26 protein-coding genes and 2 tRNA genes are annotated in these 26,666 nt (G+C 32.7%); 7 read left to right on the top strand and 21 right to left on the bottom strand.

Translation table 11 applies throughout. The annotated features are described in order from the left end of the window. Window positions 1-32: 32 nt before the first annotated feature. Window positions 33-1,556, bottom strand: a complete 1,524-nt coding sequence (locus HPY57_06765) for an aromatic amino acid lyase (protein ID NPV11473.1) — start codon at window positions 1,554-1,556, stop codon at window positions 33-35. 280 nt (window positions 1,557-1,836) lie between these two features. Continuing rightward, window positions 1,837-3,693 (bottom strand): bifunctional homocysteine S-methyltransferase/methylenetetrahydrofolate reductase, encoded by a 1,857-nt coding sequence (locus HPY57_06760; GenBank protein NPV11472.1) that lies wholly within the window; start codon window positions 3,691-3,693, stop codon window positions 1,837-1,839. A 137-nt stretch (window positions 3,694-3,830) separates the two neighbouring features. Here HPY57_06760 and HPY57_06755 point away from each other — a divergent pair, with 137 nt between their 5' ends. Further along, complete coding sequence (locus HPY57_06755; protein ID NPV11471.1) at window positions 3,831-4,262, top strand: OsmC family protein; 432 nt, start codon at window positions 3,831-3,833, stop codon at window positions 4,260-4,262. A 128-nt stretch (window positions 4,263-4,390) separates the two neighbouring features. Here HPY57_06755 and HPY57_06750 read toward each other — a convergent pair. Then, window positions 4,391-4,463 (bottom strand) — tRNA-Gln (locus HPY57_06750). Between the two features lie 156 nt (window positions 4,464-4,619). Here HPY57_06750 and HPY57_06745 point away from each other — a divergent pair. Beyond that, the gene (locus HPY57_06745; GenBank protein ID NPV11470.1) at window positions 4,620-5,462 is read left to right on the top strand and encodes a hypothetical protein; all 843 of its coding nucleotides are present in this window, start codon (window positions 4,620-4,622) and stop codon (window positions 5,460-5,462) included. 13 nt (window positions 5,463-5,475) lie between these two features. On the opposite strand, the gene HPY57_06740 is transcribed toward HPY57_06745, so the two are convergent. After that, window positions 5,476-5,667 (bottom strand): 50S ribosomal protein L28, encoded by a 192-nt coding sequence (locus tag HPY57_06740; protein ID NPV11469.1) that lies wholly within the window; start codon window positions 5,665-5,667, stop codon window positions 5,476-5,478. A gap of 108 nt (window positions 5,668-5,775) precedes the next feature. Here HPY57_06740 and HPY57_06735 point away from each other — a divergent pair, with 108 nt between their 5' ends. From HPY57_06735 to HPY57_06725, 3 genes are read left to right on the top strand one after another with little or no spacing between them, the layout of a single operon-like run. Further along, window positions 5,776-6,225 (top strand): DUF2085 domain-containing protein, encoded by a 450-nt coding sequence (locus tag HPY57_06735; protein ID NPV11468.1) that lies wholly within the window; start codon window positions 5,776-5,778, stop codon window positions 6,223-6,225. 2 nt (window positions 6,226-6,227) lie between these two features. Continuing rightward, entirely contained in the window at window positions 6,228-6,728 is a 501-nt protein-coding gene (locus HPY57_06730; GenBank protein ID NPV11467.1) for a hypothetical protein, read from the top strand. A 24-nt stretch (window positions 6,729-6,752) separates the two neighbouring features. Next, complete coding sequence (locus HPY57_06725; GenBank protein ID NPV11466.1) at window positions 6,753-7,052, top strand: hypothetical protein; 300 nt, start codon at window positions 6,753-6,755, stop codon at window positions 7,050-7,052. Window position 7,053: 1 nt separating this feature from the next. On the opposite strand, the gene HPY57_06720 is transcribed toward HPY57_06725, so the two are convergent. The 13 genes from HPY57_06720 to HPY57_06660 form a co-directional block, all read right to left on the bottom strand. Then, the gene (locus tag HPY57_06720; GenBank protein NPV11465.1) at window positions 7,054-7,731 is read right to left on the bottom strand and encodes a TonB family protein; all 678 of its coding nucleotides are present in this window, start codon (window positions 7,729-7,731) and stop codon (window positions 7,054-7,056) included. Beyond that, the gene (locus HPY57_06715) at window positions 7,728-8,132 is read right to left on the bottom strand and encodes a biopolymer transporter ExbD (protein NPV11464.1); all 405 of its coding nucleotides are present in this window, start codon (window positions 8,130-8,132) and stop codon (window positions 7,728-7,730) included. Before HPY57_06715 ends, HPY57_06720 begins: the two co-directional genes overlap by 4 nt. Beyond that, window positions 8,129-8,758: a MotA/TolQ/ExbB proton channel family protein gene (locus tag HPY57_06710; GenBank protein ID NPV11463.1), complete on the bottom strand. Its 630-nt coding sequence runs from the start codon at window positions 8,756-8,758 to the stop codon at window positions 8,129-8,131. The genes HPY57_06715 and HPY57_06710 overlap by 4 nt, the downstream gene beginning before the upstream one ends. Window positions 8,759-8,766: 8 nt before the next feature. Continuing rightward, window positions 8,767-10,167, bottom strand: a complete 1,401-nt coding sequence (locus HPY57_06705; protein ID NPV11462.1) for a hypothetical protein — start codon at window positions 10,165-10,167, stop codon at window positions 8,767-8,769. After that, window positions 10,167-10,436 (bottom strand): HU family DNA-binding protein, encoded by a 270-nt coding sequence (locus HPY57_06700; GenBank protein ID NPV11461.1) that lies wholly within the window; start codon window positions 10,434-10,436, stop codon window positions 10,167-10,169. The genes HPY57_06705 and HPY57_06700 overlap by 1 nt, the downstream gene beginning before the upstream one ends. Next, window positions 10,436-12,037, bottom strand: coding sequence for a hypothetical protein (locus HPY57_06695; GenBank protein NPV11460.1), 1,602 nt, complete (start codon window positions 12,035-12,037; stop codon window positions 10,436-10,438). Before HPY57_06695 ends, HPY57_06700 begins: the two co-directional genes overlap by 1 nt. Next, window positions 12,034-15,006 carry a tetratricopeptide repeat protein gene (locus tag HPY57_06690; protein NPV11459.1) on the bottom strand — a complete coding sequence of 991 codons (2,973 nt, stop codon included), beginning with the start codon at window positions 15,004-15,006 and terminating at the stop codon, window positions 12,034-12,036. Before HPY57_06690 ends, HPY57_06695 begins: the two co-directional genes overlap by 4 nt. After that, on the bottom strand, window positions 15,003-16,481 hold the full coding sequence (locus HPY57_06685; GenBank protein NPV11458.1) for a DUF92 domain-containing protein: 1,479 nt from the start codon (window positions 16,479-16,481) through the stop codon (window positions 15,003-15,005). The genes HPY57_06690 and HPY57_06685 overlap by 4 nt, the downstream gene beginning before the upstream one ends. A 94-nt stretch (window positions 16,482-16,575) precedes the next feature. Beyond that, window positions 16,576-17,337 (bottom strand): tetratricopeptide repeat protein, encoded by a 762-nt coding sequence (locus HPY57_06680; protein ID NPV11457.1) that lies wholly within the window; start codon window positions 17,335-17,337, stop codon window positions 16,576-16,578. Between the two features lie 60 nt (window positions 17,338-17,397). Continuing rightward, a tRNA-Leu gene (locus tag HPY57_06675) sits at window positions 17,398-17,479 on the bottom strand. 103 nt (window positions 17,480-17,582) lie between these two features. Continuing rightward, complete coding sequence (locus HPY57_06670) at window positions 17,583-18,056, bottom strand: hypothetical protein (protein NPV11456.1); 474 nt, start codon at window positions 18,054-18,056, stop codon at window positions 17,583-17,585. Between the two features lie 3 nt (window positions 18,057-18,059). Further along, the gene (locus HPY57_06665) at window positions 18,060-18,686 is read right to left on the bottom strand and encodes a hypothetical protein (GenBank protein NPV11455.1); all 627 of its coding nucleotides are present in this window, start codon (window positions 18,684-18,686) and stop codon (window positions 18,060-18,062) included. Continuing rightward, window positions 18,676-19,230 (bottom strand): sigma-70 family RNA polymerase sigma factor, encoded by a 555-nt coding sequence (locus tag HPY57_06660; GenBank protein ID NPV11454.1) that lies wholly within the window; start codon window positions 19,228-19,230, stop codon window positions 18,676-18,678. Before HPY57_06660 ends, HPY57_06665 begins: the two co-directional genes overlap by 11 nt. A 198-nt stretch (window positions 19,231-19,428) precedes the next feature. Here HPY57_06660 and HPY57_06655 point away from each other — a divergent pair, with 198 nt between their 5' ends. Together HPY57_06655 and HPY57_06650 are read left to right on the top strand one after the other, a co-directional pair. Beyond that, window positions 19,429-20,817: a phosphoglucomutase/phosphomannomutase family protein gene (locus tag HPY57_06655; protein NPV11453.1), complete on the top strand. Its 1,389-nt coding sequence runs from the start codon at window positions 19,429-19,431 to the stop codon at window positions 20,815-20,817. A gap of 2 nt (window positions 20,818-20,819) precedes the next feature. Beyond that, window positions 20,820-21,833 carry a DUF2279 domain-containing protein gene (locus HPY57_06650; protein ID NPV11452.1) on the top strand — a complete coding sequence of 338 codons (1,014 nt, stop codon included), beginning with the start codon at window positions 20,820-20,822 and terminating at the stop codon, window positions 21,831-21,833. Window positions 21,834-21,906: 73 nt separating this feature from the next. Here HPY57_06650 and HPY57_06645 read toward each other — a convergent pair whose 3' ends face one another. From HPY57_06645 to HPY57_06630, 4 genes are all read right to left on the bottom strand, one after another. Further along, on the bottom strand, window positions 21,907-22,398 hold the full coding sequence (locus tag HPY57_06645) for an NYN domain-containing protein (protein NPV11451.1): 492 nt from the start codon (window positions 22,396-22,398) through the stop codon (window positions 21,907-21,909). Window positions 22,399-22,422: 24 nt separating this feature from the next. Continuing rightward, window positions 22,423-22,851: a nickel-responsive transcriptional regulator NikR gene (nikR, locus tag HPY57_06640; protein NPV11450.1), complete on the bottom strand. Its 429-nt coding sequence runs from the start codon at window positions 22,849-22,851 to the stop codon at window positions 22,423-22,425. Window positions 22,852-22,936: 85 nt separating this feature from the next. Then, entirely contained in the window at window positions 22,937-25,225 is a 2,289-nt protein-coding gene (locus tag HPY57_06635) for a molybdopterin-dependent oxidoreductase (GenBank protein NPV11449.1), read from the bottom strand. Then, window positions 25,222-26,661, bottom strand: a complete 1,440-nt coding sequence (locus HPY57_06630; protein NPV11448.1) for a 2Fe-2S iron-sulfur cluster binding domain-containing protein — start codon at window positions 26,659-26,661, stop codon at window positions 25,222-25,224. The genes HPY57_06635 and HPY57_06630 overlap by 4 nt, the downstream gene beginning before the upstream one ends. Window positions 26,662-26,666 lie beyond the last annotated feature (5 nt).

Raw genomic sequence — 26,666 nt, 5'->3', positions numbered from 1 at the left:
ATCGAGGCTTTTTCAAAAATATTAGATAAAATCTATTCAAGTGAGCCAACTTCTTTTTCGACTTCCTCTAAAATTTCACAGGACTTAACAAGTTCTTTCATTTTATTATGATCAGGATATAATGGTCTATCTTCTTCGAGGTGTGGAATATATTTTCTTATAACTTTTCTTGCGGTTTCAACTCCTTTACCATTTTTGAAATCTCTGAAATCAAGCGCTTGAGCTGCAGCCATAAATTCAATTCCTAATACTCCATACGCATTATCAAGTATCTGAGCATTTTTCCAGACTGTGTTCATACCCATCGACACGAAGTCTTCTTGATCAGCTGCTGCTGGGATTGATTGAATTGATGCCGGATTAGATAAAATTCTTTGTTCAACAATTAATGTATCGGCTGTGTATTGACTTAACATATAACCAGAAAACATTCCGGCACCTTTTGTCAGAAATGGGGGAAGTCCAACACTTAATGCAGGATTGAGCAAACGATTTAATCTCCTTTCGGAAAGAACACTAACCATTGTAACAGCTGCACCGACATTATCCATTGGAAGCGATACAGGTGTCCCTTGAAAGTTTGCTCCAGTTAAAGTCAATTTTTCTTCAGTTAAAAAGATAGGATTATCAGCAACTCCATTCAATTCAATTTCAATTTGTTCTCTAGCCCATCTAACTGCATCGTGTGCAGCTCCGATAACCTGCGGAGTAGAACGCATTGAGTAAGCATCTTGAACTTTCATTTTTAATTTTCCAGTTTGAAGGTCACTTCCTTCGATACATTTCATAATTGCTTTTGCGCTTCTAACAGCACCGGGAAAACCTCTTAATTGATGAAGACGCACATCATAAGGTTTGAGGTTTGCCAATAAAGCTTCAAGAGACATTGCAGCGGCAATTTCAGCCTGTTTCAACCAGCGATTAATATCATAAAGTTGAAGTGCGCTAATAGCAGTAATGAAATTCGAACCGTTTATTGATGCCAATCCGTCTCTCGCCTGAAGTCCTGGAATTTTTATTCCAGCTTTTTCAAATGCAACTTTACCGGGCAATCTTTCACCGTTATAAAACGCTTCACCTTCGCCCATTAACAACAAAGCAATCTGAGACATTGGAGCTAAATCACCACACGCACCAACAGAACCTTTCTGACAAACAACAGGCGTTACACCTTTGTTCAACATTTCAACCAAAGTTAAAGTAATCTCTGGTCTGCAACCTGAATAACCTTTTGCATGAACATTTATTCTGCTTGCGATCGCTCCTCTCACATATTCAATGGGCATTGGTTCACCAATCCCGGCAGCATGATTGTAAATTAAATATTTTTGAAATTGCTTAACCTGTTCATCATTTAAAACAATTTCTGAGAATTCACCAATGCCAGTGTTAATTCCATACATAATTTCTCGTGCTTTGATTTTTTCTTCCAGCATTGCACGGCAGGCTTTTATTCGCTCGAGAGATTCTGATGCGAGTTCAACTTTCTCCCCGTATCGAGCTATTTGAACTAATTTTTCAATGGTGAGACTATTCCCATCAAGTATAATAGCCATTTTTTCTCCTATAATTTTTTACAAAAATACAAAGATTAGCGATGTGGATTTAGAAAAGTAAAATGCTGGTATTACTTAGTGAGATGCGATTAGAGAATAAAGAAAGATTCACAATAATATCAAAAAGAATAATAATGCTTAATTGCAAATTTCAAACATGCCAATTAACTATCAATAATCTATGAGAATATTATTTTTATAAGTATGGATTTTTAGTTTAATTCAATTTTTTAGTTCAATGACTAATTAAAGATTTTGTTTAATTATTGTTTTCAAATTTTTACATAGTGTATAACTCTTCGTCACTTAGCATTTTAAAGACTGCTTCGATTCTTCCTAATGGCGCCGCTATTTGAACTCCGCTCACCTCTGAACGAATGTAATCGTAGGTTTCTTTAGCAATTTTAACACCTTCTTCAAAAGCTTTTTCTTTTGAAATCTCTTGAGCTCTTCGCATTCTCTCCATTACATCGTTGGGGACTTTAGCACCCGGAACTTCATTATTCATAAATTCAGCATTTCTATATGAAACCAATGGCCAGATACCAACAATTAAAGGTATCTTATAGTGTTCAACTCTTTTCATAAAATTCTCAAGTAAACTGATATCAAAAACTGGTTGAGTAATCATATATTCAGCACCGGCTTGAACTTTCCAATCAAGTCTTCGGAGTTCTTCATCAAGATTAATCGCGCCAGGATTAACTCCAACTCCAATAGAAAAACCAGTTGCCTCACCAATTGGATTACCTGCAAGATCAAGTCCATGATTTAATCGATTTAAAAGATTTACAAGTCCAATTGAATCAACATCAAACACAGCAGTTGCATCTGGGTAATTGCCAAGTTTTGGAGGATCACCAGTAATTGCCAGAATATTTCTAATTCCCAATGCCCAGGCTCCGAGCAAATCCGATTGCATTCCAATAACATTTCTATCTCGACAGGCAAAATGCAAAACAGTTTCAATTCCAACTTCTTTTTGAATTAATACAGCCATCGCAAGAGCAGACATTCGAGCCATTGCTCTTGGTCCATCGGGAATATTTATAGCGTCAATACCGAAGTGATATAATTTTCTCGCCTTTTGAATTTCATTTTGCGCTGAGACACCACGCGGCGAAACAATTTCAACAAGTGTGACAAATTCTTCTCTTAATAATTTATTTGACAATCTTGATTTTTCATATTTCTCATAAACGTGAACATTTGCAGGTTGTTCGATTTTTAATTCTTCAACTTTTATGTCCAATCTTTTACTGGGTTGAAGTGCCTGAACTGCTCGTCTAATCGCTTTTATATGGGAAGGATTAGTTCCGCAACAACCCCCAACAATACAAGCTCCTGTTTGAATAAATCTTTTTGAATATTCAGCTATGTATTCAGGAGAAGTCATATAAATATTTCTTCCGCCAATATTGACTGGATAGCCGGCATTAGGTTGAATTGAAATTGGTAGATCAGTTAATGTCCTAAGTTTTTCAAGAGCTTCGAGCATTGGTTTAGGTCCAACACTGCAATTAAAACCAACTACATCAGGTTTATATTGAGAAACTAATTCTACAAACTTTTCAATTGGTTCTCCACTTATAAGATTTCCTTCTTCATTAATAGTCACCTGAGCAATAACTGGAATTTCTGGATTAATTTCCCTTGCGGCTCGAATAGCTTGAATCAATTCTTCTACAAGAGTGAAAGTTTCAAGAATAATTAAATCGACTCCACCATCGATTAATGGTTGAATTTGTTCTTTAAAGAAATCTTTTGCTTCATCGTATCCAATCTTTCCGAGAGGTTCAATTTGAACACCGAGTGGACCAACCGAACCAGCAACCAAAACATTGTCTTTCGCAACTTCACGAGCAAGTTTAGCTCCTGCAAAATTTATTTCATAAACTTTCTCATTTAGTCCATGAGGAGCAAGTTTAAATCTATTTGCCCCAAAAGTATTTGTTTCAATTACATCAGCTCCAGCCAATAAATAATCACGATGAACCTGTTTAACGAGTTCAGGATTTGTGAGGTTTAATTCTTCAAAGCATCGATTTATAAAAATTCCTTTTTCATAAAGATATGTTCCTGTTCCGCCGTCAAAAACTATTATTTCATTTTCAAGTCGTTCACGAAAGTTTTTCATTTACAATTACCTCTTTAGTTAAAATAAATTTATAATAAAAGTTTATGCTTGTCAAAATTTTATCAATAATCTTTAAGAAGTTTGAAACAAAAAAAATTATTTATCATCTTATAATCAAAAATGGAAGGAAATAATCTATGGCAACCAAAAAAGCTTATGTAAAACAACTTAAAGGCATTACCTTAGTTGGAAAAACGGATTCAAATGTTTGGATAACAATGGATGGTCCTGAAGAATTTGGCGGAAGCAATGCAGGCGTTCGTCCAAAAGAATTATTGCTTTTATCACTTGCTGGATGTACTGGAAGCGATGTAGTTTCAATTCTTCAAAAGAAAAGATCAAAACTTGAGGATTTTGAAATCAATATCACTGCCGAAACAAGGGACGAACATCCTCAGGTCTTTACCAAAATTCATATCGAATATGTTTTTTATGGAAATGAAGTCAAAAAAGAAGATGTAGAAAGAGCAATCGAATTATCAAGCACTAAGTATTGCTCAGTCCAAGCAATGTTAAGACCCTCTGTCGAAATTACCCATTCATATCGTATTGAACCCTCAAAATTTTAATTAAGACTTTTCAAAAAATTCTAATTTATAGCTCAAATCCTGAAAAGGGTTTGGGCTTTTTTTTATCGTTAAAAAACAGGGAATTACACTTAGGATTGTTACTGAGGTAAAAAAGATTTAATTCTTAGCTGCCCCGCCAGGGGTCGAACCTGGAGTCTTCTGATCCAGAGTCAGACGTGTTGCCAATTACACCACGGGGCATCTTTTCAAAGTTTCAAAAAGGCAAAACAAATTTATCACTCTCTTAAAAATTCTCAAAAACCCAGAATCAAATGACTATCTAAGATATCTTTATGAACTCTTAAAATTAAGCAAAGGATTTTTATTAAATTAAGGATGAAAAGAAAATTTTAATCTATGCAACTTAAAATATTTCTCACTTGCCTTTTTTTAACTCTTAAAACTCTTCTTTCTCAAACTGTATCAATAGAGAGATTTATTCCACTGAAAATTAATGTAAATGATTTTTCAATTAATGAAAACAAAAATTTTATAATTCTTATTTCTAATGAAACTAATGAGGTTATAAAAATAAATTTAGATGGAGAGATACAAAAAATAATTGGTGGATTTGGTTGGAGCGAAAGTCAGTTTGATTATCCTTCGAGTATAACCTCAACTGCAATTGAAATATATGTTGCGGATTTCAATAACCATCGAATTCAAAGATTTGATCATAATTTAAATTTCATTTCTTCTCTTTCAAGTTCAGATAACATTAAATTCGAATATCCAATCTCAATTACACTTTCTTCAAAAGGTGATCTTTATATTTTGGATTCAAAAAATAAAAAGGTATTGAAAATAAACAGCTTTAAAAAACTCGAGCGAGTGTTTGGGAATTATGAAAGCGGTAATGTAATCTTAGCTGAGCCCAAACTAATAAAATTAGATTCATCACAACGGATTTATGTACTGGACAAAGATCAAATTTTGGTCTTCGATGAGTTTGGAAGTTTTATTAAAAAAATTCCAATACCTGAAAAACTCAAAAACGAAATAGTCGATTTTCAAGTTTATCAGAATTCTATCTACTTTCTCACAGAAAGAAATTTATATGAGTTCAAAAATGAATTGACTCAAATCTTTATTGATAATGAAATTATTGGTAATTCTAAACTCAAGAAGTTTGAGATAAGATTAAATAAAATTTACTTGCTGACTGATAGGGGGATTTTAATCTGCAAAAAGGAAAATTAAAAGCCGCAACAATTTAAGCGGCTTTTAAAACTTTTCCTGATTTGATACAATTTGTGCAGACTTTGATAGTCTTTACAGACTTACCAACTTTAGCCCGAACTTTCTGCAAATTTGGTAACCATCTTCTTCTTGTTCTATTGTGTGCATGTGATACATTGTTACCATATATGGGCTTCTTTCCGCATATTTCACATACTCTAGCCATTGTTTAATCCTTTCAATTTGAGACACAAATTTATTAATTGAGGTTTTTTTATCCAAATTAAAATTTGAAAAATAATTCACTAATTTATTTCTAAACAAAGTCCATGAAATGAATTTCAATCACACTAAAATTTATCTTTTAATCAGTTTATCTCTTCTAATTTTTCTTTCATTTACTTTTGCTTATCAATTTGTAAATAATCTCTCTGTTCTGTTTTTTATTAATAATTTTTACGGCCAAATCTGCCATCAGATTGAAAGTCGTAGCTTCTTTGTCAATGCTAAACCATTATTAATCTGCGCAAGATGTACTGGAATATTTTTAGGTTCTTTTATACTCTTTGTTTTATTGTCATTTCTCAAAAACTTACGCTATCTTATTAATCAAATTGATTATAAAAAAGTCTTTATTTTTCTTTTACCATTGTTTATTGACTGGTTAATAAATTTTTCTTTCAAAATTGAAACTACTAATTTCGTGAGGTTTTTAACTGGAATTTTATTCAGTTTTGTACCAGTTTATTTTTTGAACACATTAATTTTTAATTCTAAATCTTAAATATGAGAAAAGAGAAATTCTTACCTTCATTAGTTGCTGGTTTCAGTTTAGCTGTTTTAAGTGTTGTCCCCATTATTCAAATAACAACTTGTTGTTTACTCGCGCCTTTAGCGGGACTTTTCAGTGTTAATCTTTTTTATTTGCAGATGAAGAAACACCCCGAATTTAATATCGAAAAATCTGATGGTTTTCAAATTGGGATCTTGATTGGTTTTATTTCAGGATTTTTCGAATCCATATTCCAGTCTCTTCTTATTCTGGTATCGAAGGATAATCCAGTCTACGATTCTATTGTCCTTATGCAGCAGTATTTACCAGATATGAAAATGCCCGATTTAATTTACAGCATTTCAAAAGAAATCGATGAAAAGAGATTTTCTGCATTATTATCATTTATGTTATTCTTTAATGCAACAATTGTCAATTCAATCTTTGCGACTATTGGAGCATTACTTGGAGTATCAAACATCAAAAAAAGGATAATAAGAGATTCTTTTTCTTAATTTTAAATAAACATTCACTTAACTATGATAGCTATATTTCTCTTTTATATTCATTTTATTTTTGCTCTGTATGTTTTCACAAAGAGATGGCAAGATGAGGGGTTGGGTGCAGCTGTTTTAATTTTAATTTTTGTTGGAATAATTTTCTCAGTGGGATGGACAATATCTTATTTGGTTGCATCTCTAATTTTCCCGCCAGAAGGTTTTGGTAAATTTTATAATAGAGATACAATATCACTTACTATTGTAACCATCTTCGAATATTTCTTTTACACGACATATTTTCGTGGGCGCGGGAAAAAGGGGAAAGAATCACTTATTTAATTCATTCTAATCTATACGGTATGGTAATAATTACCGTCTGTTCAAATTGAATTTGATTTGGTCTTAATGGTTCAAATTTCCATGTTTTTAATGCCTGAATGGCGGCATCTTCAAGTTGAGTATCTGCTTTAATTAATGGAACAGGGGACACAACCGAACCATCGGGAAGGATTGTAAATTTTATTTTAATATCAATTTCTTTCTGAACACCTTCGGGAAATTTAGGTTTTTCCCATCTTAAAATTTTTCTTGTTCCTCTGCCACCCCAATCAAAGCTGTAACCGCTTGAACCAAATGGCTGTTCACCTTCTGAATTCTTAGAAACATTTTTGGAAATATTTTCAGATTGTTTCGCTCTCTCTATTTTTCTTTTATCTTCTTCAGGTTTATTGTTCTTTTGAATGACTTCATCAAATTCTTGTCTGATTTTAGGTGTTTCTACTTTTTGTTTTGATTCTTCGGAAATTTCTTTTTGTTCCTCAAGAGCTGTATTGGCTTTTTCGCTTAATGGTGATTCGCCCATTTTGCCAGAACCGGGACTACCAAAATCAACAGTTACATATTCAAGTTCTTCGATTGTTGTCCCAAGAGTTACAAACGAGAAGAAAATTAATAAAACTGTATGAAGAAGAAATGAGACGATAAATGCATTTCTTCGATTAGACAAAAATCTTTTCATAAACTTTCTTTTTCAGTCGCAATCGTAAACTTATTTATACCTGAACTTTTAGCAATGTCAATAACTTTAATTAAAATTTCTATTGGGACTTCTTTATCAGCTTTAATTACAAGATTTCGTTCTCTTTGCTGTTCGGGTGATTTAATTATTTTATCAGCAAGTTCACCTAAACTAATTCTTTCACTTCCAAAGTAAATATCGTTTGTTTTTGTAATTGTAACTATAAATTGATTTTCATTAACAGGTTCAGAAGTTTCAGATTTCGGTAATTTTACCTGCACACCAGTCGTTATAACAAATTGAGATGTAAGGAGAAAGAAAATCAATAAAAGCATCACAATATCAGTAAGTGACGAATAATTAAAAGCTGTTAACAATTTAGTTTCCGATTCAAACTTCATTTCATCTTACCATGTTCTTTTTCGTATAGAACGTCAATAAAATCAGTAGAGGTAATCTCCATTTCCGAAATCAGTTTATTAATTCTTGTAACGAAATAATTATAGAATAGATAAGCAATAATTCCTACAGAAAGACCAAATGCAGTTGTGAGCAATGCTTCCCAAATTCCACCAGCAAGATCAGAAGGCGAAGCATTTCCACCAAGAGATTCAATTCTCATAAAAGCTGAAATCATTCCAGTCACTGTACCAAGAAATCCAAGCAAAGGTGCAACACCAGATATTGTTGCAAGAACAGACAATCCTTTTTCGAGTTTATAAATTTCTTGTTTACCTGCACTTTCAATCGATTCTTTGATTCTTTCCATTCCGAAATGATATTTGGAAAGTCCTTTGCGAATAATATTTGCAATTGGTGAATTATATTCTGAACAATAATTAATGGCTTCGACAATGTCTCCTTTTTTCATTAATTCTCGAATTTGAATCATAAAACGAGGAACATTGACAGAAGCCTGCCTCAAAACAAAATATCTTTCGATTACTATTCCAATTGTAATTATTGAACATAAAAGAATGGGCCACATAAGTAGCCCACCCTTTAAAAATCCTGTAAGTAAATCCATATTACAAATTATCTCCTATCTACGTATATATCTTCTTTTTTGAGTAATAATCTTAAATTATGATAATCTTTCGCAGCTGCATCTTCATCCAAATAAAAACCAACCTTTACTCTGTACATTCTACCAAATCCTGGAACATCGCTCACTTCTACAAACGCACGATATCCCTTGTTCCTTAAATCCTTTGCAAATGCATCGGCAAATCTTTTCTCACTATAAGAATTCACCTGGATAAAGTAATCACCCTGCGAAGAAACAGGTGCCTTCCTCGCAATAGATTTGGTAACAACTGTTTTTCTTTGAATTGGTTTTACTTTCTGAGTTACAGTTGTTTTTGTTTCTGGTTTAACAATTTCTGTCTTAGCAGGAGTTTTCGAAGTTTCTGTTACTGTTTCTTTTTTCTCTGTGATAGGTTCTTCAACAATTAGGTTAGATTTTTGCTTGATTGATGTATCAGGTGGAATAGATGAATATTCTTCTGGTGCAATGATAATTTGTTTTTTGCCTGCAGTTTGTGGTTTTTTCTCAATTACAACAGGTGGGGTTGTTTCTTTTTTTAGCTCAACTACAGGTTCTTTTTTGCTTTCTGTTACATCCGAACTTAAAGCCCAATAAATACCAACTCCAATGATACCAATCAATAATATAATTAATGTTATCCATAATGCACCTGAACTTTCTCGTCCTGCACTTGATGGTGCTGGTCCAGCTCCACTCGTTGAAGATGGTGATTGGTAACTTCCCGAGCCAATTGGTTGAGATGTTAAATCTTCCCCAAATGTAAATTTTGGTTTATCTTGATTGAGGTTCATTTCGGGCATTTGTGAAACCTCCTCTTTTTCTTCTTTTGTTTCGTGTACCTCAGGAATAGTTGATAGTTGCTCCGCTTGTTCTTCCTCCTGAAGTTTTTCCTCGACCTCTTTTAATACTTCCATTAACTCAGCTGATAAGCTAATATCTTTTTCTTCTTCAGGCTCAAGCTTTTCTTCTAAAGTTTTCTCTTCCAATTTTGAAATTTCTTCTGCTTGTTTATCAGTTTCTGAAGATTCCTTTTCTTGTGCCATAATCTCTACCTTCTTTTCAATTTCCCGTTCGGATGCTTCTTTAATTACGGTTGGTTTTTCATCCTTATACTTTAAATTAATTTCCTCAGCTACTTTTGAAGCTGGTGAAAATGAGATGGTGAACTTTTCTGGAATTTCAATCTCACGATTTAAAAGGGCACTGAATTTTTTTGTAGCTTTCGTGATCTTCGGAGAAAAAGTACCAAAATTTCCAAGGCTAACTTTTTCACCATCTCTGAGTGCTGCTGTGACTGAATCAATAAATTTCTGGAAAACTTGTTCAACTTCCTTTACATCAGCACCAATCTTAGAAGAAACTTTTTCTAAAAATTCTTTGCGATCCATTACTCAGTCTTAAAAATGTTTTTAGATGGTTTAAAGATAAAAACTTCTTTAGGTGGAATTAAAATTAAATCTCCTGTTTTTGGATTTACGCCTTTTCTTTCTTTTCTTAATCTTTTTTCAAATTTTCCAAAATTCGTAAAAGTTATAGAACCACTTTCTTTTACAACTTCAATAATAGATTCAAGGATTGCATCTAAAATTTCGCCTACTCTCTTTTGAGTGAGGTTTGTTTCTTTCGCTATTTGTGCAATTAAGTCACTTTTGTTCATTAAAATCTTGCTTTCAAATAAATTTGAAAATCAATTGGTTTTTGTTGATAATTAAACCACCTATAATTCTTTTTGTTCAAAATGTTTTTCAATTCAATTCCAGCATTTAAAAATTTTACTAATTGATAATCAGCACTAAATTCAATATCTGTATATGGCTCGATTTCTATCTGATGATTAATATCACCGTAACTAACTGAATTATACAAAAAACTTAATCTTAAATAAAGTGGGAATGCAAACCTATATCCATAGGACAATTTAGATTGAAATGCTGGATTATGTGGTTCCTGCCTTGTTGTAAGCTTTAATCTTGAGTTTATATATTTTAAGTTGAGCAGCAGATCTCCATATCGATTTAAATCAACAAAAAGAAAAGTATTTAATTCAATCGTTTCTGTTTCGAGTTTTTGAATTTTGAAATATCCAGTGTTAGTTGTATCTACTATAAACACATTTTTACCAGCAACATTATATCTAGAAAGTTCAAATTTCAAATTGCTTGATCTGTCAAAGTAAATGATTGTTCCAAATCCAAATTTATTTTTAATCCTTTCAATTGAGTAATTAAAAGAGGCTGAGTCAAGATAAGGATTTTCATTCCACAGATTAATTGGTGTTTTATTTAACAATTTGTTTTCATAGAATAATGTTAGTGTCCAATAATCACTTAATCCAAAGCCAATTCGAGTGCTCGGTGCAAGAAATTGACTGTTATTTTCTTTTTCACTTTGATAATCCAATCTTGTAACGATATTCATTACATTGAATAATTTTCTAAAATATAACTCTCCATAAGCTGAAAGAATTAGAGAATTTTCTGTTAAATTTTTCGAGACTTTATACAGATAAGGATGAGCCGATGCGGTTAATTCAAAATGTTCAAATGTTGATTTTAAAGTTCCAAATGCGCTGATTTCTGCAAATGAAAAATCCCACCGGCTAAGTTTTTGATAATCGAAATTACCACCAAAATTTAAATTGAATTCACGATAGAATAAGTTTTCGAGAGAACCATTAATATTTAAGTTTGTTATGTTATTAAATGTGTCGGATGAGAAAGATTTGAAATTAGAATATTTGAAATAATCAAACGCGCCATTGACGTTTAATCTTGCAGGCGGTTCTTTTTCTTTTTGAATGATGAGAGAATTATTCAGGAAGAAATTTGTCTTCAGGTACTTTGAATTTTTTTCGTAATCTCTGCTATTCTCAAAATTACCACCAGCTGCAAATAAGATATTCCTTAATCGACCATAATAAAAAATTTCAGCTTCAGGGAGTGAATAAATTCCAGCAGCAGTTTTTATCCTTCCCGAGTATTTAATTGATGTATCAACAATTGAAGGCTGCTGTCTTGATGGATCAGATAAACCTTCAAGTCTTAATTCTTGAATTTTAATTCTTGGCAAAATAAACTCTTTTGAAAGCGGAACAATTAAATCGGGAGTGGCTTTATTTTGACGTGGAAGCTCAACTGTTGCTTGTCCAGTTATCACAAAATCAGGTAATTCGATCTCAGGAATTTTCGATTTAATTGTATCACGCTGAGCGAGAAGAACAGCTGTGTTTATAAATAAAATAAATAAAATCTTTTTCATCGCAATCTTCTCAACTTATTTTTCGCTGCTTGTCCTAATTCACCTTTTGGATCAAGTTTGGCAACTTCATTATAAAATTCTCTTGCTTTCTTTTTGTCTTTAATTGTTTCATAAATCTGTGCAACTTTAAATAAACCTTTTACAAGCCAATCTGTATAACCTGCAAATGCATATCTTAATTTTAGATATTCTGCAATTGCATCTTGATAATTCTTTTTCTTTAATAAGATTTCACCAATTAGATATTGACTTTCAGCTCCAAATTCATCGTTTCGTAATTCCACTACTTTTTTGAAATAATTTAGAGCGGTATCTGGTCTGGCTTCATACTCAATTTTACCAAGATCAAACAATGCTCTGGAATAAAAACCCGATTCTTTAAATCTCGAAGAGACTTCTAAAAATTTTGACTTAGCATTTGTTAAATCGCCTTTTTCAAGATACGCTTTACCCAGCCAGTAATTTGCTTCGGCAATCAAATTTGACTTTGGATAATTCTGAATCAAATTCTGGAATTGTTCAATAGCATCATCAAATCTATTCAAAGTTCTGTAAATGTTGCCAAGTTCAAGAATTGCATCATCGGCAAGTTCATCGTTTGAATAATTTCTTATAATGATTGAAAGATTGAAAATTGCATCATCATAAGATTTTAGCTGGACAAAAGCTTTCGCAATTGAATAATATGCACTTGTAGTTAATGAACTATTGGGGAAAAATGAAATAAATTCTCTATATGCAGAAATTGCCTCCTGGTATCTTCTTTGCGATAAATACAAATCTCCTTTTTTAATTAGAAGCTTATCGAGATGTGGATTTCCTGGATTTGAAAATACAAAATCTGTTATCACCTGAGCTGCAAGATCAATTTTACCCTGAGCAACATAAGCGTATTGAATTCCATTCATTGCATCGATAACAAATTGAGAATTTGGATAGTTTTTCAAAACCTGGTCATAGCTTGCTATTGCTTTATCATACAAACCGAGATTGAAATAAGCATCCCCAATTGAGTAATATGCAAGAGGTACAATTGGAGAATTTGGGAACGAATTAATGAGCTTCCTATATTCTTCGATACTCGTTTCATATTTCCCTTGCTTAAATCTAATCCAGCCAATTAAATATTGAACTTCATCAGCATATCGTGAGGCTGGATACTGATTCAAGAATCTTTTCAGTTCATCAATTGCACCCTCAAGATTTCCTGCTCTGAAGAGAGCCTGTGAAAGTTGATAAGAAACATAATCACTTCCCCGTGCATCAGGATCGGAAAAATAGTCACGATAAAGCTGGCTTGCTTTTGCAAAATTTTTCTGAGCATAATAAGAATCTGCAAGCCTTAATTTGACTTCATTGTAATATTTCGAATAGGTGAAATTATCAAGAAATTGTTGAGCTAACTGAATCACTTTTGAATAATTTTTTGTGTTGAAATTGCAATAGATTAAACCATAGGTTGATAACTCTTTCAATAATTCATCGTTCGTTAATTTTATCACCCGTTCATACTCTTTAATTGCATTATTGTATTGATTAAGTGTGAAATAGGATTCAGCAAGATAAAATCTAACTTTGTCCTCATCTCTGAAATTCTTTCTACTTAAAATTCTATTGGCAATAAAAATAGTTGCATCAAAATTATTCAAATAAAAATTAGAAATGGCGAGCCCAAGTAAAGCATCAGAAAAATCTTCGTCATTTTCATCAATTAAACTTACAGCAAGTTCAAAATTGGTTTTTGCCACACGGAAGTTTTTTCTATCCATCGAAATTGTACCGAGTAAAAGTGCCGCACTTGCACGAGTTTTTTCATCTAAAGTGTCTTCGATAACTTCAATCAAGAACCGCTCTGCATCCTGATATTTCTTTAATTCGTAGTTTATCAAACCAATTTGAAATTTAGCTTTCGAAGTAAATTCACTTGAAGGATATTTTGAGATGTAACCTGAAAATTCTTGAATGGCTCTTTGATTGTTTTCAAGGTTTCTGCTGATAAATCCAAGCCAGTAAAGTGACCTCTCAGCTAATGAATCATCACCTGTGCTTAAATCTTTAAAGACTCTATGAGCTTGTTCGAATTTATTTTGTTGATAGAAAGACCAAGCAAGACCATACTTTGCGGGTCTTACCATTTTTGAGTCTGGATATCTATTAACAACATTCTGAAATTCTACTTGAGCTTCATAAAACTTTCCAATCTTATAATAACTATTGGCAAGAATGTAATAAGCTTCAGCGAGATTTTGTTGTGAAAGTGAGCGAACCTTTGGATCGTTTAATCGCGAAATTGCTTTATTATAATTTCCGTTGATGTAATGAGCAAGTGCAACTCTTACAAGTCCAAGCGGAGTAAGTTGAGAATTTGGAAAACTCATTATCAGACTTTCATAGTAATACTCAGCCTTATCATATAATTTTAATTTTTCATATAGATAACCAAGAGAAAAATAGGTGTGATCGAGTTTTGTATTTGATTCTTTATAACTTAAAGCTTCAAGAAAATTTTTTTCAGCATCTTCAAATCTATCCTGGGCAGAATAAACTTCACCCAACCAGTAGTGAGCAAGACCTATGTATCTGCTGTCAGGGACATTTTCAATTAGCTTAATCAGGAATTTCTCAGCATTAGTAAAAACCCCAAGAGTAAAATAAATTTGACCTAACTTTAAGAGAGCAAGATCATAATTTTTATCATAAGGAAATTTAATTACATAATTTTCCAGATCGAAGGTAGCTTCAACAAATTCATTTAATCTGTATTTTATCTCACCAAGAAGAAAATAAATTTGAGCTAATGATTCATAGCTTAATTCTTTGCTTTCTTTAATTTCATTAAATATCTGATAAGCCTCAGCATAAAATCCCTCCTCGTAAAGTCTTAGCCCTCTTTCAAATTTATCAATCGATGTTTGAGCAAATAGTAGACGAAAAGATACTATAATTATTATAAAAATTAGCCTTCTCATACAATCAAAAATAGGAAATAAACTAAACTTATGAAAAAAACCGAACCTAAATTAACCATATCATTATCAATGAACTTTATGCCTTTGTGATAATCAGTTTCTTTAGAACAATGAAACTTCTTCTCTGTTAATTTTCCGCAAATCGAACATTTGTAAATTACCTGAATCGTTGCACCCATTAGACTATCAAACAAATTACCAAGCAATGCGAAGAAAACAATTGAAAGAAAAATTTTAAGATTTAATGGAATAAAAAATCCTGCGCTTAAGATGATCAAAATAGAGCCTAAAACACCGCCCAAAGTACCGATAAATGAAATCCCTCCAGAAATTCCTGGTGTAACCTTTCTGAAATTTGTAATCAAATAGACATTCTTTGCGAAGAGAGTTCCAAATTCAGTCGACCAGGTATTAGCAGTAGCAATTGCAATCGAAAGCAAGTAGATCGAATACCAATCAATTTTCAATGGTACCAAATTACCTAAAACAATAATAAGCAAAGGTACCCCGCCATTTGCAAGGACTTGTTTATAATCCCTTTGACTCCCTTTTTCAAAAATTGAACTCACATCTTTTTTGCTTATTCTTTCAGCAATTTTTGAGAGAAGCGATGAGAAAATGAAGAATGTAAGAATCGGAATTGTCCATTTCCATCCTCCAATTCCAAATATGAAAACCGCCAAAAGAAAAGTTACAGCTGAACCACCCAGATCAAGAAATTTCATTTTATATGAAAAGATTGAAATCAAAAATGCAAGAACAAATGCGAGAACAAATGAGCTTAAATCAATCCCTTTTACAAAAAACATCATTGTTGCTGACGAAAGTATAATAGGTAAGCTAAGATTATCTGTACCTTTAGTACTAACCGCTTCAGTAATTCCCCCGAGCAAGGAAAATATTAAAGCAAGGAAAGAAAACTCTAACCAATTATAATCTATAAAATTCAATTTTTCCCACAGAAAAACTTTTACAATCCATAGAAGGAAAAAAGAACTTAGTACAAACGCAATCACACCATTAAAAGTCTTTGGCTCTTTGGTAATGCGTGTCAGATATTTAATTGACGAATAATTTCCAACAAGTGCAGCAAATGCATCTCCAATTGAAAAAATCAAAAAGCTCAAACTGATTATGAATTTATTTACATTCCAGAAAAGCAAAGTGCATATCAAAAAAGAAAGTGGATAATAAAAAATCCCCCAATTTACAGTTCCTGTATCGTTTATTTGTTTGATTAAATGCTTTTTAATTAAAATAAAATTCGAGATACTAAATGCTGTCCCGACAAAAACAACGAGCCAGAAATTTTGTACAACAAAAGGAAGATAAACAACAATAAAGCCTGTTGTAATATGCAATAATTTTCGGGAAAGGTTTTTAGTTATAACATTTTTTCTCGCAAGAAATTCAAACAAGATGAGCAACGAGATAGTGATTGCAGCTAAGATTAGAAGTGATTGAAATTCATTCATAGTTTTTGAAATAAAGATAAACCCATTCAAAAAGATTTGCAATAACAATTTAAAACAGAAAACCGCCTGCAAGAGGCGGCTTTCTATTTATCAGTTATTGTTTAGGGAGGTTTTTAATCTCGTAATCACAAACTGCTTTGTAGGTTGGATCTTTTTTTCCTTCTTCAAATGCTGCTTTGGCTTCGTTTAACTTTCCAAGATTCTTGAGAGCCAGACCTTTGTAATAATAAATTCCACCTTTAGGAATTTTGTTTCGGTATTTTAATGCATTGTCTGCTGAAACAAGCGCATCATCATATTTGCCAGTTTCAACATAAGCTCGCGCAAGAGCTAAATAAGCAGCATCATTTTTTTGATCATATTGAATGGCTTTTTTAAGATTATCAATTGCTTTTTCATATTCAAAATTCTTTAAGTACTGATCTCCAAGTTTTAGATAAGAGAGGGAGATATTTTTTTCAACCTGATTTTTCAGCTGGGCATTTTTGGTGAGTTCAAGTGTCTTAAGAAAATTGTTAACCGATTGCTCATAATTTCCACGAGTGTATTCCAGTGTTCCAAGTGCATTATAAGCTAAATCAAAATCAGGTTTGAGTTTGAGTGCTTCTGTTAGATCATTATAGGCTTGATCAAGTTGATTCATCCTTCTATGGGCAATTCCCTTCTGATAGAGAATTCTATAATCTTTTTGAATTTTTAATGCCTGTTCATAAAGCTGAAGTGCAGCCGAAAAATTTCCTTCTTTCATTTTTTGATTACCGTCATTATATAATTTGGCTGCCTCGGGATTCATTTCTTGAGCTTGAAGTGATAAAGTAAATAAAATGATTATAGCAAACGCTCGAAACAACTTCATATTTTAGCTCCGTTTATTATGATTATGATGGATTTAAAGTTAACTCTACAAAAAATTTTGTGCGGAAGGCGGGACTTGAACCCGCACGCCTCTCGGCGCCACCCCCTCAAGATGGTGTGTCTACCAGTTCCACCACTTCCGCAAAGAACTGGTGCAAAAATATTACTTTGAAAAAAAAATTACAAGATTTGATCAAATGTGAAGAACGCAGAAAACTTCTTTTTTAATTTTAATCTCCCAAAATTTTATTCTTCAGGCAGTTGTCTACCCCTTCTCATCATCAAAAGTTTATTTACTTCACGCATAAATTGTCGTTCAAAAACATAATACTTTGCAACTTTATATGGGGATAGAACATTTTTGATATTTGAATGAAACTCCGTTCGGTTTCTAAATAATTCCTGTTCAAGTTCATTCAATCTTTGCTCAAGCTCTTCAAATTTTTTAGGTTGAAATTTGTTTTCATCTTTGATCAATCTTTCAATTTGATCGATAACTTTATCTCTTTCCTTTTGAATATCTCGAACCTTTTTCTGGTGCTCATTATATAAAGCGAAAAACCGAGTAGATTCATCTTGATTTAAATCAAGCTCCTCTATCAACTTAATTTTTTTGAATTCTTCCAATTTCTTTCTCTGGTTATCACGCATTCCCCATTGCTGGGCATTCACCTGATTAAATACAAACATTAAAACCAAAAAGCTTAAAATGATTCTCATATCTTATTCTCCTAAGAATTTTTTATTTTCTAATTGGGCTATTATTTCGTCCACATCATTTTCATCAATTTTATTTATCTCGGTTTCAGTTCCGATTAATAAATCTTGATTAGTAAAGGCTAAAGATTCTAATTCATCAATGAAATTTAATACATCTTTGAAGTAATCAGATTGAGATAGAATTGTTTCATCAACATTTTCATATAGATAATCTTGATTAATATAATCTCCTAAAAAATCGTTTGTTGTTGTTTCGCTCATAGTTAGTTCACCATTTAAACTTTTATTGTTCAGGTTATTCACCTTTGTTAAGTTAAAATAAATCACAATGGAAACTAAGAGAATTAGAGCAAAAGCTATTGATTGACTGAATTGAAATTCAAACCATTTCCTTTTTTTCTTTCGCGCAATAATCTCATCTACATCAATTGATTGAATATACTTTTCGCTTTCCACTAACACGATTTGATTTTCTCTTTCCAATGAATTAAATAGTTTTTCAAGTTCATTAAACTCCATTTTGCAAGAGCTGCAAATTTCGAGGTGTTCATCGAGACGGATTTTATCTTGATCTTTTAGACCCGTATCAAAATATTCGATCATTAATTTTTTGTAATCATCACAGAACATCTTTCAACTCCTTTTGCAATTTATTGATTGCATGAAAGTAATTTGCTTTCAAAGCACCGACTGAAGTCCCAAGTATTTCAGAAATTTCCTCATAAGAAAGACCATCATAATATCTTAAAGTAAATACTGTTCTTTGTTTTTCTGGAAGCTTATTTATCGCTTCCTGTATTTTATTAGACAATTCATTTTCTCTAAAGCTTAATTCGGGTGATTGTTTTTCATCCTTAAATAACCATTCTTCAAGTTCATCAAAATCAAAAAAACTTCTAATTTTTCGCCTTTTTAACTCATTCAACGATAAATTTGTCGCTATCCTATAAATCCAAGTATAAATTGATGACTCACGTCTAAAATTTTTTAATTCATTATACATTTTAATTATGACTTCTTGAGTAATGTCACTGGCGTCTTCATGATTTCCGAGCAATCTATAAACAGTCAGATAGATTTTCCTTTTATATTTTTCGACAAGCAGATTAAAAGCCTTCGTATCGCCGGCTAAAAATCTATCAATTAAAACATTATCATCTAACTGACTTTTCATCTATCTATTGACAAAAATAGGTCAAAAGAAGTTTAATTTCTCTTAAAATTTGTCAATTAAGCGACACCTGAATGATGGAACTTAAATATTTTGATAATAAAATCGTATTTGATTTAATGAAATTAGGTCTTAAACTATTCTTTAGATTTAAGTAATTTTGCTATTGACATTTCAACAAAAACAAATTACGGAGAAGTTATGAAAATAAAATTTGGAACTGACGGCTGGCGTGGAGTTATTTCCGATGATTTTACATTTGAAAATTTAATTACAGTTTCACTTGCAACTGCAAAATACTTTTCTTCTCATCCCAAAATCCAGAATGGAATTGTTGTGGGTTATGATGCTCGTTTCCTCTCTGATGAATATGGAAAATTAGTCGCAAGAGTTTTAGCCTCTAAAGGCATAAAAACTTTGCTTGCTGATCAGATGGTCTCTTCTCCAATGGTTTCACTTGCAGCAAAGAATATGAATCTGGCTGGCGGAATAATGATAACTGCTTCTCACAATCCTCCAAAGTATAATGGTTTCAAAATCAAAGGTGAATTTGGCGGCTCTGCTCATCCAGAAATGGTCGCTGAAGTCGAAAAAGAACTTCCTAATGTTGAAAAAGATTTTAAGTTAAAAGAATTTGATGAACTCGTTGATAAAGGCTTAATCGTTTTGACTGATCTGAGAAAATTTTACAAAGACTACATTATCACCAAGTTTGATATCAATAAAATTAAAAATTCAGGCTTGAAGATTGTTTATGACTCAATGTATGGTTCGGGACAGGGATTTATGAACGAACTTCTTGGAATTGATGAAATTCATAATGAACACAATCCTCTATTTGGAAAAATCAATCCTGAACCGCTCGAAGAAAACTTAAAAGAACTTTCTGAAACTGTTGTAAAAGGCAAATACGATATCGGTCTTGCGGTTGACGGCGATGCAGATCGAATTGGTGCAATGGATGAAAAAGGGCAATTTGTCGATTCACATAAAATTTTCTCTCTGTTGTTAAAATATCTTTACGAAAAGAAAAATTTGCGTGGAATGGTTGTAAAGACATTCTCAACAACTGAAATGCTGGACAAAATGTGTGATAAATTTGGGCTCGAAATCACTGTTACACCAGTTGGTTTCAAGCATGTTTGTAAATTAATGCTTGAAAAAGATGTACTTATTGGAGGTGAAGAAAGCGGTGGTATTGGCGTGAAAATTCATTTACCTGAAAGAGATGGAATATTTTTAGGTTTACTTTTAACAGAACTTTTAATTGATTATCAAAAACCTTTAAGTGAGCTTGTTCAATCACTGGAAGACGAATTCGGTCCACACAAATACAAAAGAATTGATATCCACACTACAGAAGAGAAAAAACAGGCAATTCTTTCAAAATGCAAAAGTGGAACAATTAAATCTCTCAACGGCTACGATGTAATTAGAACCTCTGATCTTGATGGTTACAAATTTTTTGTTGAAAATGGCTGGCTGTTAATCAGAGCATCTGGTACAGAACCTATTTTAAGATTTTACTCCGAAGCAGATACATTTGAAAAAGTTGAAAAACTTTTAGACGCAGGGATCAATCTTCAATAATTATGATTAGATACTTTTTTATTTTGTTGCTGTTAACCCAATATCAAGTTTTCTCATCGGGTGGATACACAAAAATTAAATTAGATGAAACTCCTATTAATTTTTATGAACTTCAGCAAAACAGAATTCTGTTAAGATTAAATTCTTTTCAACAACAAGAATTCTTATTCAATATTTCACCTATCGAAAAAAATACAAATCAAAAGAATAATGATTCGACGCGAATTAAGTGGGAATATCTCGGACCTTTCATTGGTGCAACAGTAATTACGAATGTCTCAATTTATTTTATTTTCAAAGATGCTTACTGGAACGAAGCGAGAACAAAGTTCCATACTTTTAACGATTGGAATAACGCTGATATGAATATTGATAAGTTGGGTCATTTTTATGCTGGAATGTTATTGTCAAAAGGAGCCTACAAAGTTTTGAGAGCAACCAATGTCCCCGAGAATTACTCTGTTATCTCTTCAATCCTTTCAAGTATTTTTTTTCAAACTCAAATTGAATTTCACGATGCTTATTACAAAAAGTGGGGATGGAGCTGGTGGGACTTTGGTGGAAATGTTCTAGGTGCAATCTATCCACATCTTCAAAATCATTTTAAACCTCTTCAATCGGTTAATTTAAAGTGGAGTTACCATCCATCACCTGCCTACAAAAAAGGCTGGTATGATTACTGGATTAAGGATTATGAAGGATTTACATATTACTTGAGTTTTGATATTCATTCCATTCTTCCTTCACCAGTTGATAATTACTGGCCCAAATGGTTGAATTTTGCAATAGCTTATGGTGTCGAGAAAGTTAAACTCGGGAAAAACATCTGGAATAGTTCAGGAAAACCACTCGGAGATAGAGAATGGTATATTTCTCTTGATTACAGTTTATTGAAATTATTTAACCCAGAATCAAAAATTTTAAGAGAAGTATTAGACTTGCTTGATAATTTTCATTTCCCAGCACCTGCAGTGAGAATCACTCCATCAACAATATGGTATGGAATTTATTTTTAGTTAAGCAGGTAACATAATTTTTTTATTCTTCCTTAAAACAAAATCAAATTCCTTTTTAATGGAACCAAACCCTTCATTGATTTACATCAAATATTCCTTCAATCTTATTCAAATTAACAAAGGTATGGCATGCTCGGATTAAATCGGGAGAAGTTAAAACATCTGGTCCGATCACCTTCACAAATTTCCCTAGTGAACATAAGTAACTAACAAGCGGAGCAAAATCGCCATCGCCAGTTACCAGAACAATCTCATCAAGGTGGGGAGCTTGATTCATAACTTCCATTGCCATTTCAAGATCCATATTTGCTTTGGTCGTTCCATCGGGAAGTTTCTTGAGTGGTTTAGAAACCACACGATAACCGAGCAATGCCAGATGATTAATGAAATCAATCTGTGATTTATATTCTGGATCATAACAAGTAAAAACCGACATCGTTACGATCGCATCATTCGAACGTAAATATTCTTTCAAGACAGTAAAGTTAATTTTAGATTTTTGTTCAATAGTCTTTACTGCCAGATAAATATTTTGCAAATCAATAAAAACGCCTATTCTTCTCATTTATTTTTAATCTATTTTTTAGATTTAAACAAGAGTGACAAACGATACTTCACCACTCTTTACACCTTTGAGACTAAAGATAGCTTCAGCGATTGTTTTAATTCTTTGTGCTCTGTCTTTCATTATTATCACTTCAAGACAATACTCTTCATCAATGTGGATATGTGTGGTTGAAATTATTGATTTAAAGTTATGATGTTGGAGATGAGTAATCCTTTCTTCCAGTTCTCGCTGATGATGATTGTAAATGAACGACACTATTCCATAAGTTACTTCATTTTTAATTTCAACTTTTTCTTTTGCGAGCAATTGTCTGACAAGATCACGAATTGCTTCGGAGCGGTTGTAGAAACCTCTCTTCTCTAAATATTTATCGAATTTCTGGATAAGGTCATATTCCATTGAGACCCCGAAACGATAAAGCTCATCTTTCTTTTTTCTTCTTATTGGCATATATCACCTCTTTTTTGTTTTTGATTAAGTTATTAAAATTTTTTGTTTAGTTAAATATTAAAAACATTTCGTCCTTTCGATGTTCTTAAATATGAATGTGATTCAAAACTTTCTCTTTTATTCCTGAATAAATGCTCATCAAAACTCTCTCATTGGTCATTGGTGCTTTGAACTGAATTTCCATTTCAGGATTGAATGTCAGCATAGCTTTTAAAATTGCGAAAAAAGCTCCAATTCCATACATAAATGGTGGCTCACCAACTGCCTTAGACTTAAAAGGACCAAATGGATTCGAAGCATTTTCAAGAAATTGAACTTCAATTTTTTCAGGTGCGAAATAAATATCAGGTACTTTGTAAGTAGAGAGTGCGTCGGTAATTAATTTCCCTTTATCATTATAAATAACTTCTTCAACTGTCATCCAGCCAATACCCTGAACAATTCCGCCTTCTACCTGACCGAGATCAACAACTGGATGAATTGAATCTCCTAAATCATGAACGACTTTGACAGAATCAATTTTGTAAGTTCCACGCAGGCAATCTACTGTGACTTCAATGAGAGCAGTTCCATAAACATGATAAGCAAAAGGTTTTCCTTTTGAAATCTCTCTATCGAAATAAACATCTGGAGTTGCGTGATGTGCATGAGCTGATAAATTTATTCTATTCAAATACGCTTGTTTGATTAAATTTCCCCAGTTCAAATCTGTTTTTACATTATCAACAAAAACCCATTCGTTCTCGAATTTTATTTTTGACTCATCTGATACATTTAATCTTTGCGCTGCAAATTTTTTTAATCTATTTAAAATAAGTTCACAGGCTTCCATTAGTGCAAAACCATTTAAATCAGCAGCTTTGCTTGCTGCTGTTGGTGAAGTATTGGCAATCCTGGTTGTATTGGTTGACTCAATTTTTATTTTTTCTGGCGAGATAGAAAACATTTTTGATGCAATTTGCAATAGTTTTGCATTAACACCCTGACCCATCTCCACTGCTGCTGTACTTATTCCAACACTTCCATCAACATAAATGTGAACGAGTGCACTCGCCTGATTCAAATATGTTGATGTGAATGAAATTCCAAAACAAATCGGCATTATTGAATAAGCTTTTTTTACAAATTTACTTTTACTATTAAACTCATCTATTTCGAGTTTGACTTTTTCAACATCGTATTTTTTCTCAAGTGTATCGTAACAAAGTTTAGCTCGGCAGTTAAATGCTTTTTGACCGTAAGGAAATTCATCTCCTTCGTTCAAAAGATTAATTTTTTGAAGTTTATGATAATCAATTCCCGTAACCTGCGAAGCTTTGAACAAGGCGCTTTCCATTACAAACATTGCTTGCGGACCACCAAATCCACGAAATGCTGTATTGGGTGGAAGATTTGTTTTGCAACTGTATGCAGTCGCTTTTACATTTGGAATGTAATAAGTGTTTGTCGTATGGAACAAAGTTCTTTCAAGAATTGCTGGAGATAAATCTGCAGCGGCACCAGCATTTTGATAGAAAGTAACTTCATAAGCTAAAATTTTACCTTCTTTGTTCAAACCAATCTTAAAATCAGAAGAGTAAGGATGTCGTTTACCAGTCATCCTCATATCTTCCTGACGGGGCAAGATTAATTTTACAGCTGTGTTCAATTTCTTTGCAGCTAAAGCTGTCATAACCGCCCAGTGAGTCGCTTGATCTTCTTTCCCACCAAAACCACCGCCAAGTCTCAATACATCAACTTCAACTTTATTCATCGGGATACCCAAAACATGAGCAGCTATTTTTTGAACATGAGTTGGATTTTGGGTAGAAGAGAAAATTTTTACACTCTCTTTATCGACTGGGAAGGCTATGGAGCCCTGCGTTTCAAGGTAAAGATGTTCCTGTCCACCAGATTCAACTTGCCCCTCAATCACAAAATCACATTGTTGCCAAGCTTCATCAACATTTCCAAGCGAAAAAATTCTCGGCGGGATTATTAACAAACCTTTTTCAAATGCGAGCCTTGGATCAAAAATTGGCTCGAGTTCTTCAATTTCAACCCTAATTTTCTTTGCTGCTCTTTTAGCACTGAGAAAATCTTCAGCTACAACAAAAGCTATCGGTTGACCCACGAATTCAACTTTATCTTCAGCAAATAAAACTTCATCTTGAACAATCCCACCAACTTGATTTTCGCCAGGTATATCTTTGAAAGTAAAAATATATTTTACTCCTGGGAATTTAAGAGCTTCTTCTATATCTAATTTTTTGATGATACCATGTGCGATTGGAGAAGTGAAAACATATCCATAGAGAATTTTCTCAAATGGGATAAAATCATCAACAAACTGAGATTCGCCTCTAACATGTTTGATTGAGTCATAATTAATCATAGTAAACCCTCCTCACTTAGTACTAATTCCTTTGAAATCAAGTCAGGGAAAAATTTTTCAAAATGCGCCAGAAGCAATTGACGAAGTAATAATTTTTTATATTCAGCAGAGCCTCGAGCATCACTGATTGGAGAAATTTCACTCAAAGCAACTTCGATTGCTTTACTAATTGTCTCGACATTAATTTTTTTATTTCTCAGATAATTTGATGCCTTTTGAAGATATAGAGGAATTGGCGAAACACCACCTGCAGTGATTGAGATTTCTTCGAAAGAATCGTTTTCAATGTATCCAAAAAATGTTGAGTTCACACTTGCTATATCAAGAAAAGTTCGACGAGAAATCTTTTCAAAATTTATTAAATATTTTTTCTTCGGAACTTTGAAACTAACCGACTGAATTAATTCGTCTTCATTTTTATCTAGCTTTTTATACTCAAGGAAAAATTTTCTTAATTGGATTGTTCTTTTTCCGTTTCCGTTTGTTAAGTGGACAGTTGAATCCAAAGCGAGAAGAATATTTGTCATATCTCCAATTGGAGATGCGTTGACAATATTTCCAGCCACCGTTGCTCTGTTTCTGATAGGTTTTGAACCAAATAGTTTTAAATAATCTTTCAACTCAGGAATTATTGAATGGATTAAATCTGACTCTTCAATCTCCGAAATTGTTGTAGCCCCGCCAATAAATATTTCATCATTTACCTGTTTTATGCCTTTAAATTCTTCTTTTAATGAAATTAAGCTTACATTTTTATCGACAAGCTCATCCCACCTCTGAACATAAACATCAGTTCCACCTGAGACAAAAATTTTTGAGCTTTCAGATAAAGTTTTTTCTTCGAGTTGAAGTGCTTTTAATTTTTGAGGAATAGAAGAAAAATAATCTGGTACAAATCCGATTCTTATTAATTCCTCAAATGTCTTTTTAGTTTTTCCATTTGTTTTTTCAATTGAAGAATTTAGATACTCAATTGTACTGCTTAATGCTCTTTTAATTCCTGCATAACCAGTGCAACGACAAATATTACCCGCAACAAATTGTATTGCATCATCATTTCGATAATTTTCCTGCGTCAAGAAATAACCCATTGCAGAAACAATAAAACCAGGTGTGCAGAAGCCGCATTGTGTCCCACCAAGTTCAACAAACTTTGCTTGAAGATAATTCATCTGATCTAAATTTAATCCTTCAATTGTAACAATATGTTTCAGATGTGCATCACCGAGCGGAAAAAGGCAGGAATTAACAGTCTTATATTTTACTTCGCCATCGCGTAACTCACCAACAAGAACAGTACAAGCACCGCAATCACCTTCTCTGCAACCCTCTTTTGTACCCGTCAAACGCTGATGTTTCCTGATAAAATCGAGTAAAACAAATCCAGATGGAAGGCTGGTTTTAATAATCTCGTTATTTAGAATGAAGGTTATCATAATTA

Source organism: Ignavibacteria bacterium, assembly GCA_013177855.1.
GTDB lineage: Bacteria > Bacteroidota > Ignavibacteria > Ch128b > Ch128b > Ch128b.
The sequence above is the reverse complement of the archived record's forward strand: the minus strand, read 5'-3'. Positions and strand labels throughout refer to the sequence as shown.

What these genes read in the sequence shown, in the direction of transcription:
- HPY57_06765 (NPV11473.1), bottom strand. Translation starts at nt 1,556, where the DNA reads ATGGCTATTATACTTGATGGGAATAGTCTCACCATTGAAAAATTAGTT.
- HPY57_06755 (NPV11471.1), top strand. Translation starts at nt 3,831, where the DNA reads ATGGCAACCAAAAAAGCTTATGTAAAACAACTTAAAGGCATTACCTTA.
- HPY57_06735 (NPV11468.1), top strand. Translation starts at nt 5,776, where the DNA reads ATGAATTTCAATCACACTAAAATTTATCTTTTAATCAGTTTATCTCTT.
- HPY57_06700 (NPV11461.1), bottom strand. Translation starts at nt 10,436, where the DNA reads ATGAACAAAAGTGACTTAATTGCACAAATAGCGAAAGAAACAAACCTC.
- HPY57_06725 (NPV11466.1), top strand. Translation starts at nt 6,753, where the DNA reads ATGATAGCTATATTTCTCTTTTATATTCATTTTATTTTTGCTCTGTAT.
- HPY57_06710 (NPV11463.1), bottom strand. Translation starts at nt 8,758, where the DNA reads ATGGATTTACTTACAGGATTTTTAAAGGGTGGGCTACTTATGTGGCCC.
- HPY57_06660 (NPV11454.1), bottom strand. Translation starts at nt 19,230, where the DNA reads ATGAAAAGTCAGTTAGATGATAATGTTTTAATTGATAGATTTTTAGCC.
- HPY57_06690 (NPV11459.1), bottom strand. Translation starts at nt 15,006, where the DNA reads ATGAGAAGGCTAATTTTTATAATAATTATAGTATCTTTTCGTCTACTA.
- HPY57_06730 (NPV11467.1), top strand. Translation starts at nt 6,228, where the DNA reads ATGAGAAAAGAGAAATTCTTACCTTCATTAGTTGCTGGTTTCAGTTTA.
- HPY57_06670 (NPV11456.1), bottom strand. Translation starts at nt 18,056, where the DNA reads ATGAGAATCATTTTAAGCTTTTTGGTTTTAATGTTTGTATTTAATCAG.
- HPY57_06745 (NPV11470.1), top strand. Translation starts at nt 4,620, where the DNA reads ATGCAACTTAAAATATTTCTCACTTGCCTTTTTTTAACTCTTAAAACT.
- HPY57_06665 (NPV11455.1), bottom strand. Translation starts at nt 18,686, where the DNA reads ATGTTCTGTGATGATTACAAAAAATTAATGATCGAATATTTTGATACG.
- HPY57_06645 (NPV11451.1), bottom strand. Translation starts at nt 22,398, where the DNA reads ATGAGAAGAATAGGCGTTTTTATTGATTTGCAAAATATTTATCTGGCA.
- HPY57_06715 (NPV11464.1), bottom strand. Translation starts at nt 8,132, where the DNA reads ATGAAGTTTGAATCGGAAACTAAATTGTTAACAGCTTTTAATTATTCG.
- HPY57_06685 (NPV11458.1), bottom strand. Translation starts at nt 16,481, where the DNA reads ATGAATGAATTTCAATCACTTCTAATCTTAGCTGCAATCACTATCTCG.
- HPY57_06705 (NPV11462.1), bottom strand. Translation starts at nt 10,167, where the DNA reads ATGGATCGCAAAGAATTTTTAGAAAAAGTTTCTTCTAAGATTGGTGCT.
- HPY57_06695 (NPV11460.1), bottom strand. Translation starts at nt 12,037, where the DNA reads ATGAAAAAGATTTTATTTATTTTATTTATAAACACAGCTGTTCTTCTC.
- nikR (NPV11450.1), bottom strand. Translation starts at nt 22,851, where the DNA reads ATGCCAATAAGAAGAAAAAAGAAAGATGAGCTTTATCGTTTCGGGGTC.
- HPY57_06655 (NPV11453.1), top strand. Translation starts at nt 19,429, where the DNA reads ATGAAAATAAAATTTGGAACTGACGGCTGGCGTGGAGTTATTTCCGAT.
- HPY57_06680 (NPV11457.1), bottom strand. Translation starts at nt 17,337, where the DNA reads ATGAAGTTGTTTCGAGCGTTTGCTATAATCATTTTATTTACTTTATCA.
- HPY57_06630 (NPV11448.1), bottom strand. Translation starts at nt 26,661, where the DNA reads ATGATAACCTTCATTCTAAATAACGAGATTATTAAAACCAGCCTTCCA.
- HPY57_06720 (NPV11465.1), bottom strand. Translation starts at nt 7,731, where the DNA reads ATGAAAAGATTTTTGTCTAATCGAAGAAATGCATTTATCGTCTCATTT.
- HPY57_06760 (NPV11472.1), bottom strand. Translation starts at nt 3,693, where the DNA reads ATGAAAAACTTTCGTGAACGACTTGAAAATGAAATAATAGTTTTTGAC.
- HPY57_06740 (NPV11469.1), bottom strand. Translation starts at nt 5,667, where the DNA reads ATGGCTAGAGTATGTGAAATATGCGGAAAGAAGCCCATATATGGTAAC.
- HPY57_06635 (NPV11449.1), bottom strand. Translation starts at nt 25,225, where the DNA reads ATGATTAATTATGACTCAATCAAACATGTTAGAGGCGAATCTCAGTTT.
- HPY57_06650 (NPV11452.1), top strand. Translation starts at nt 20,820, where the DNA reads ATGATTAGATACTTTTTTATTTTGTTGCTGTTAACCCAATATCAAGTT.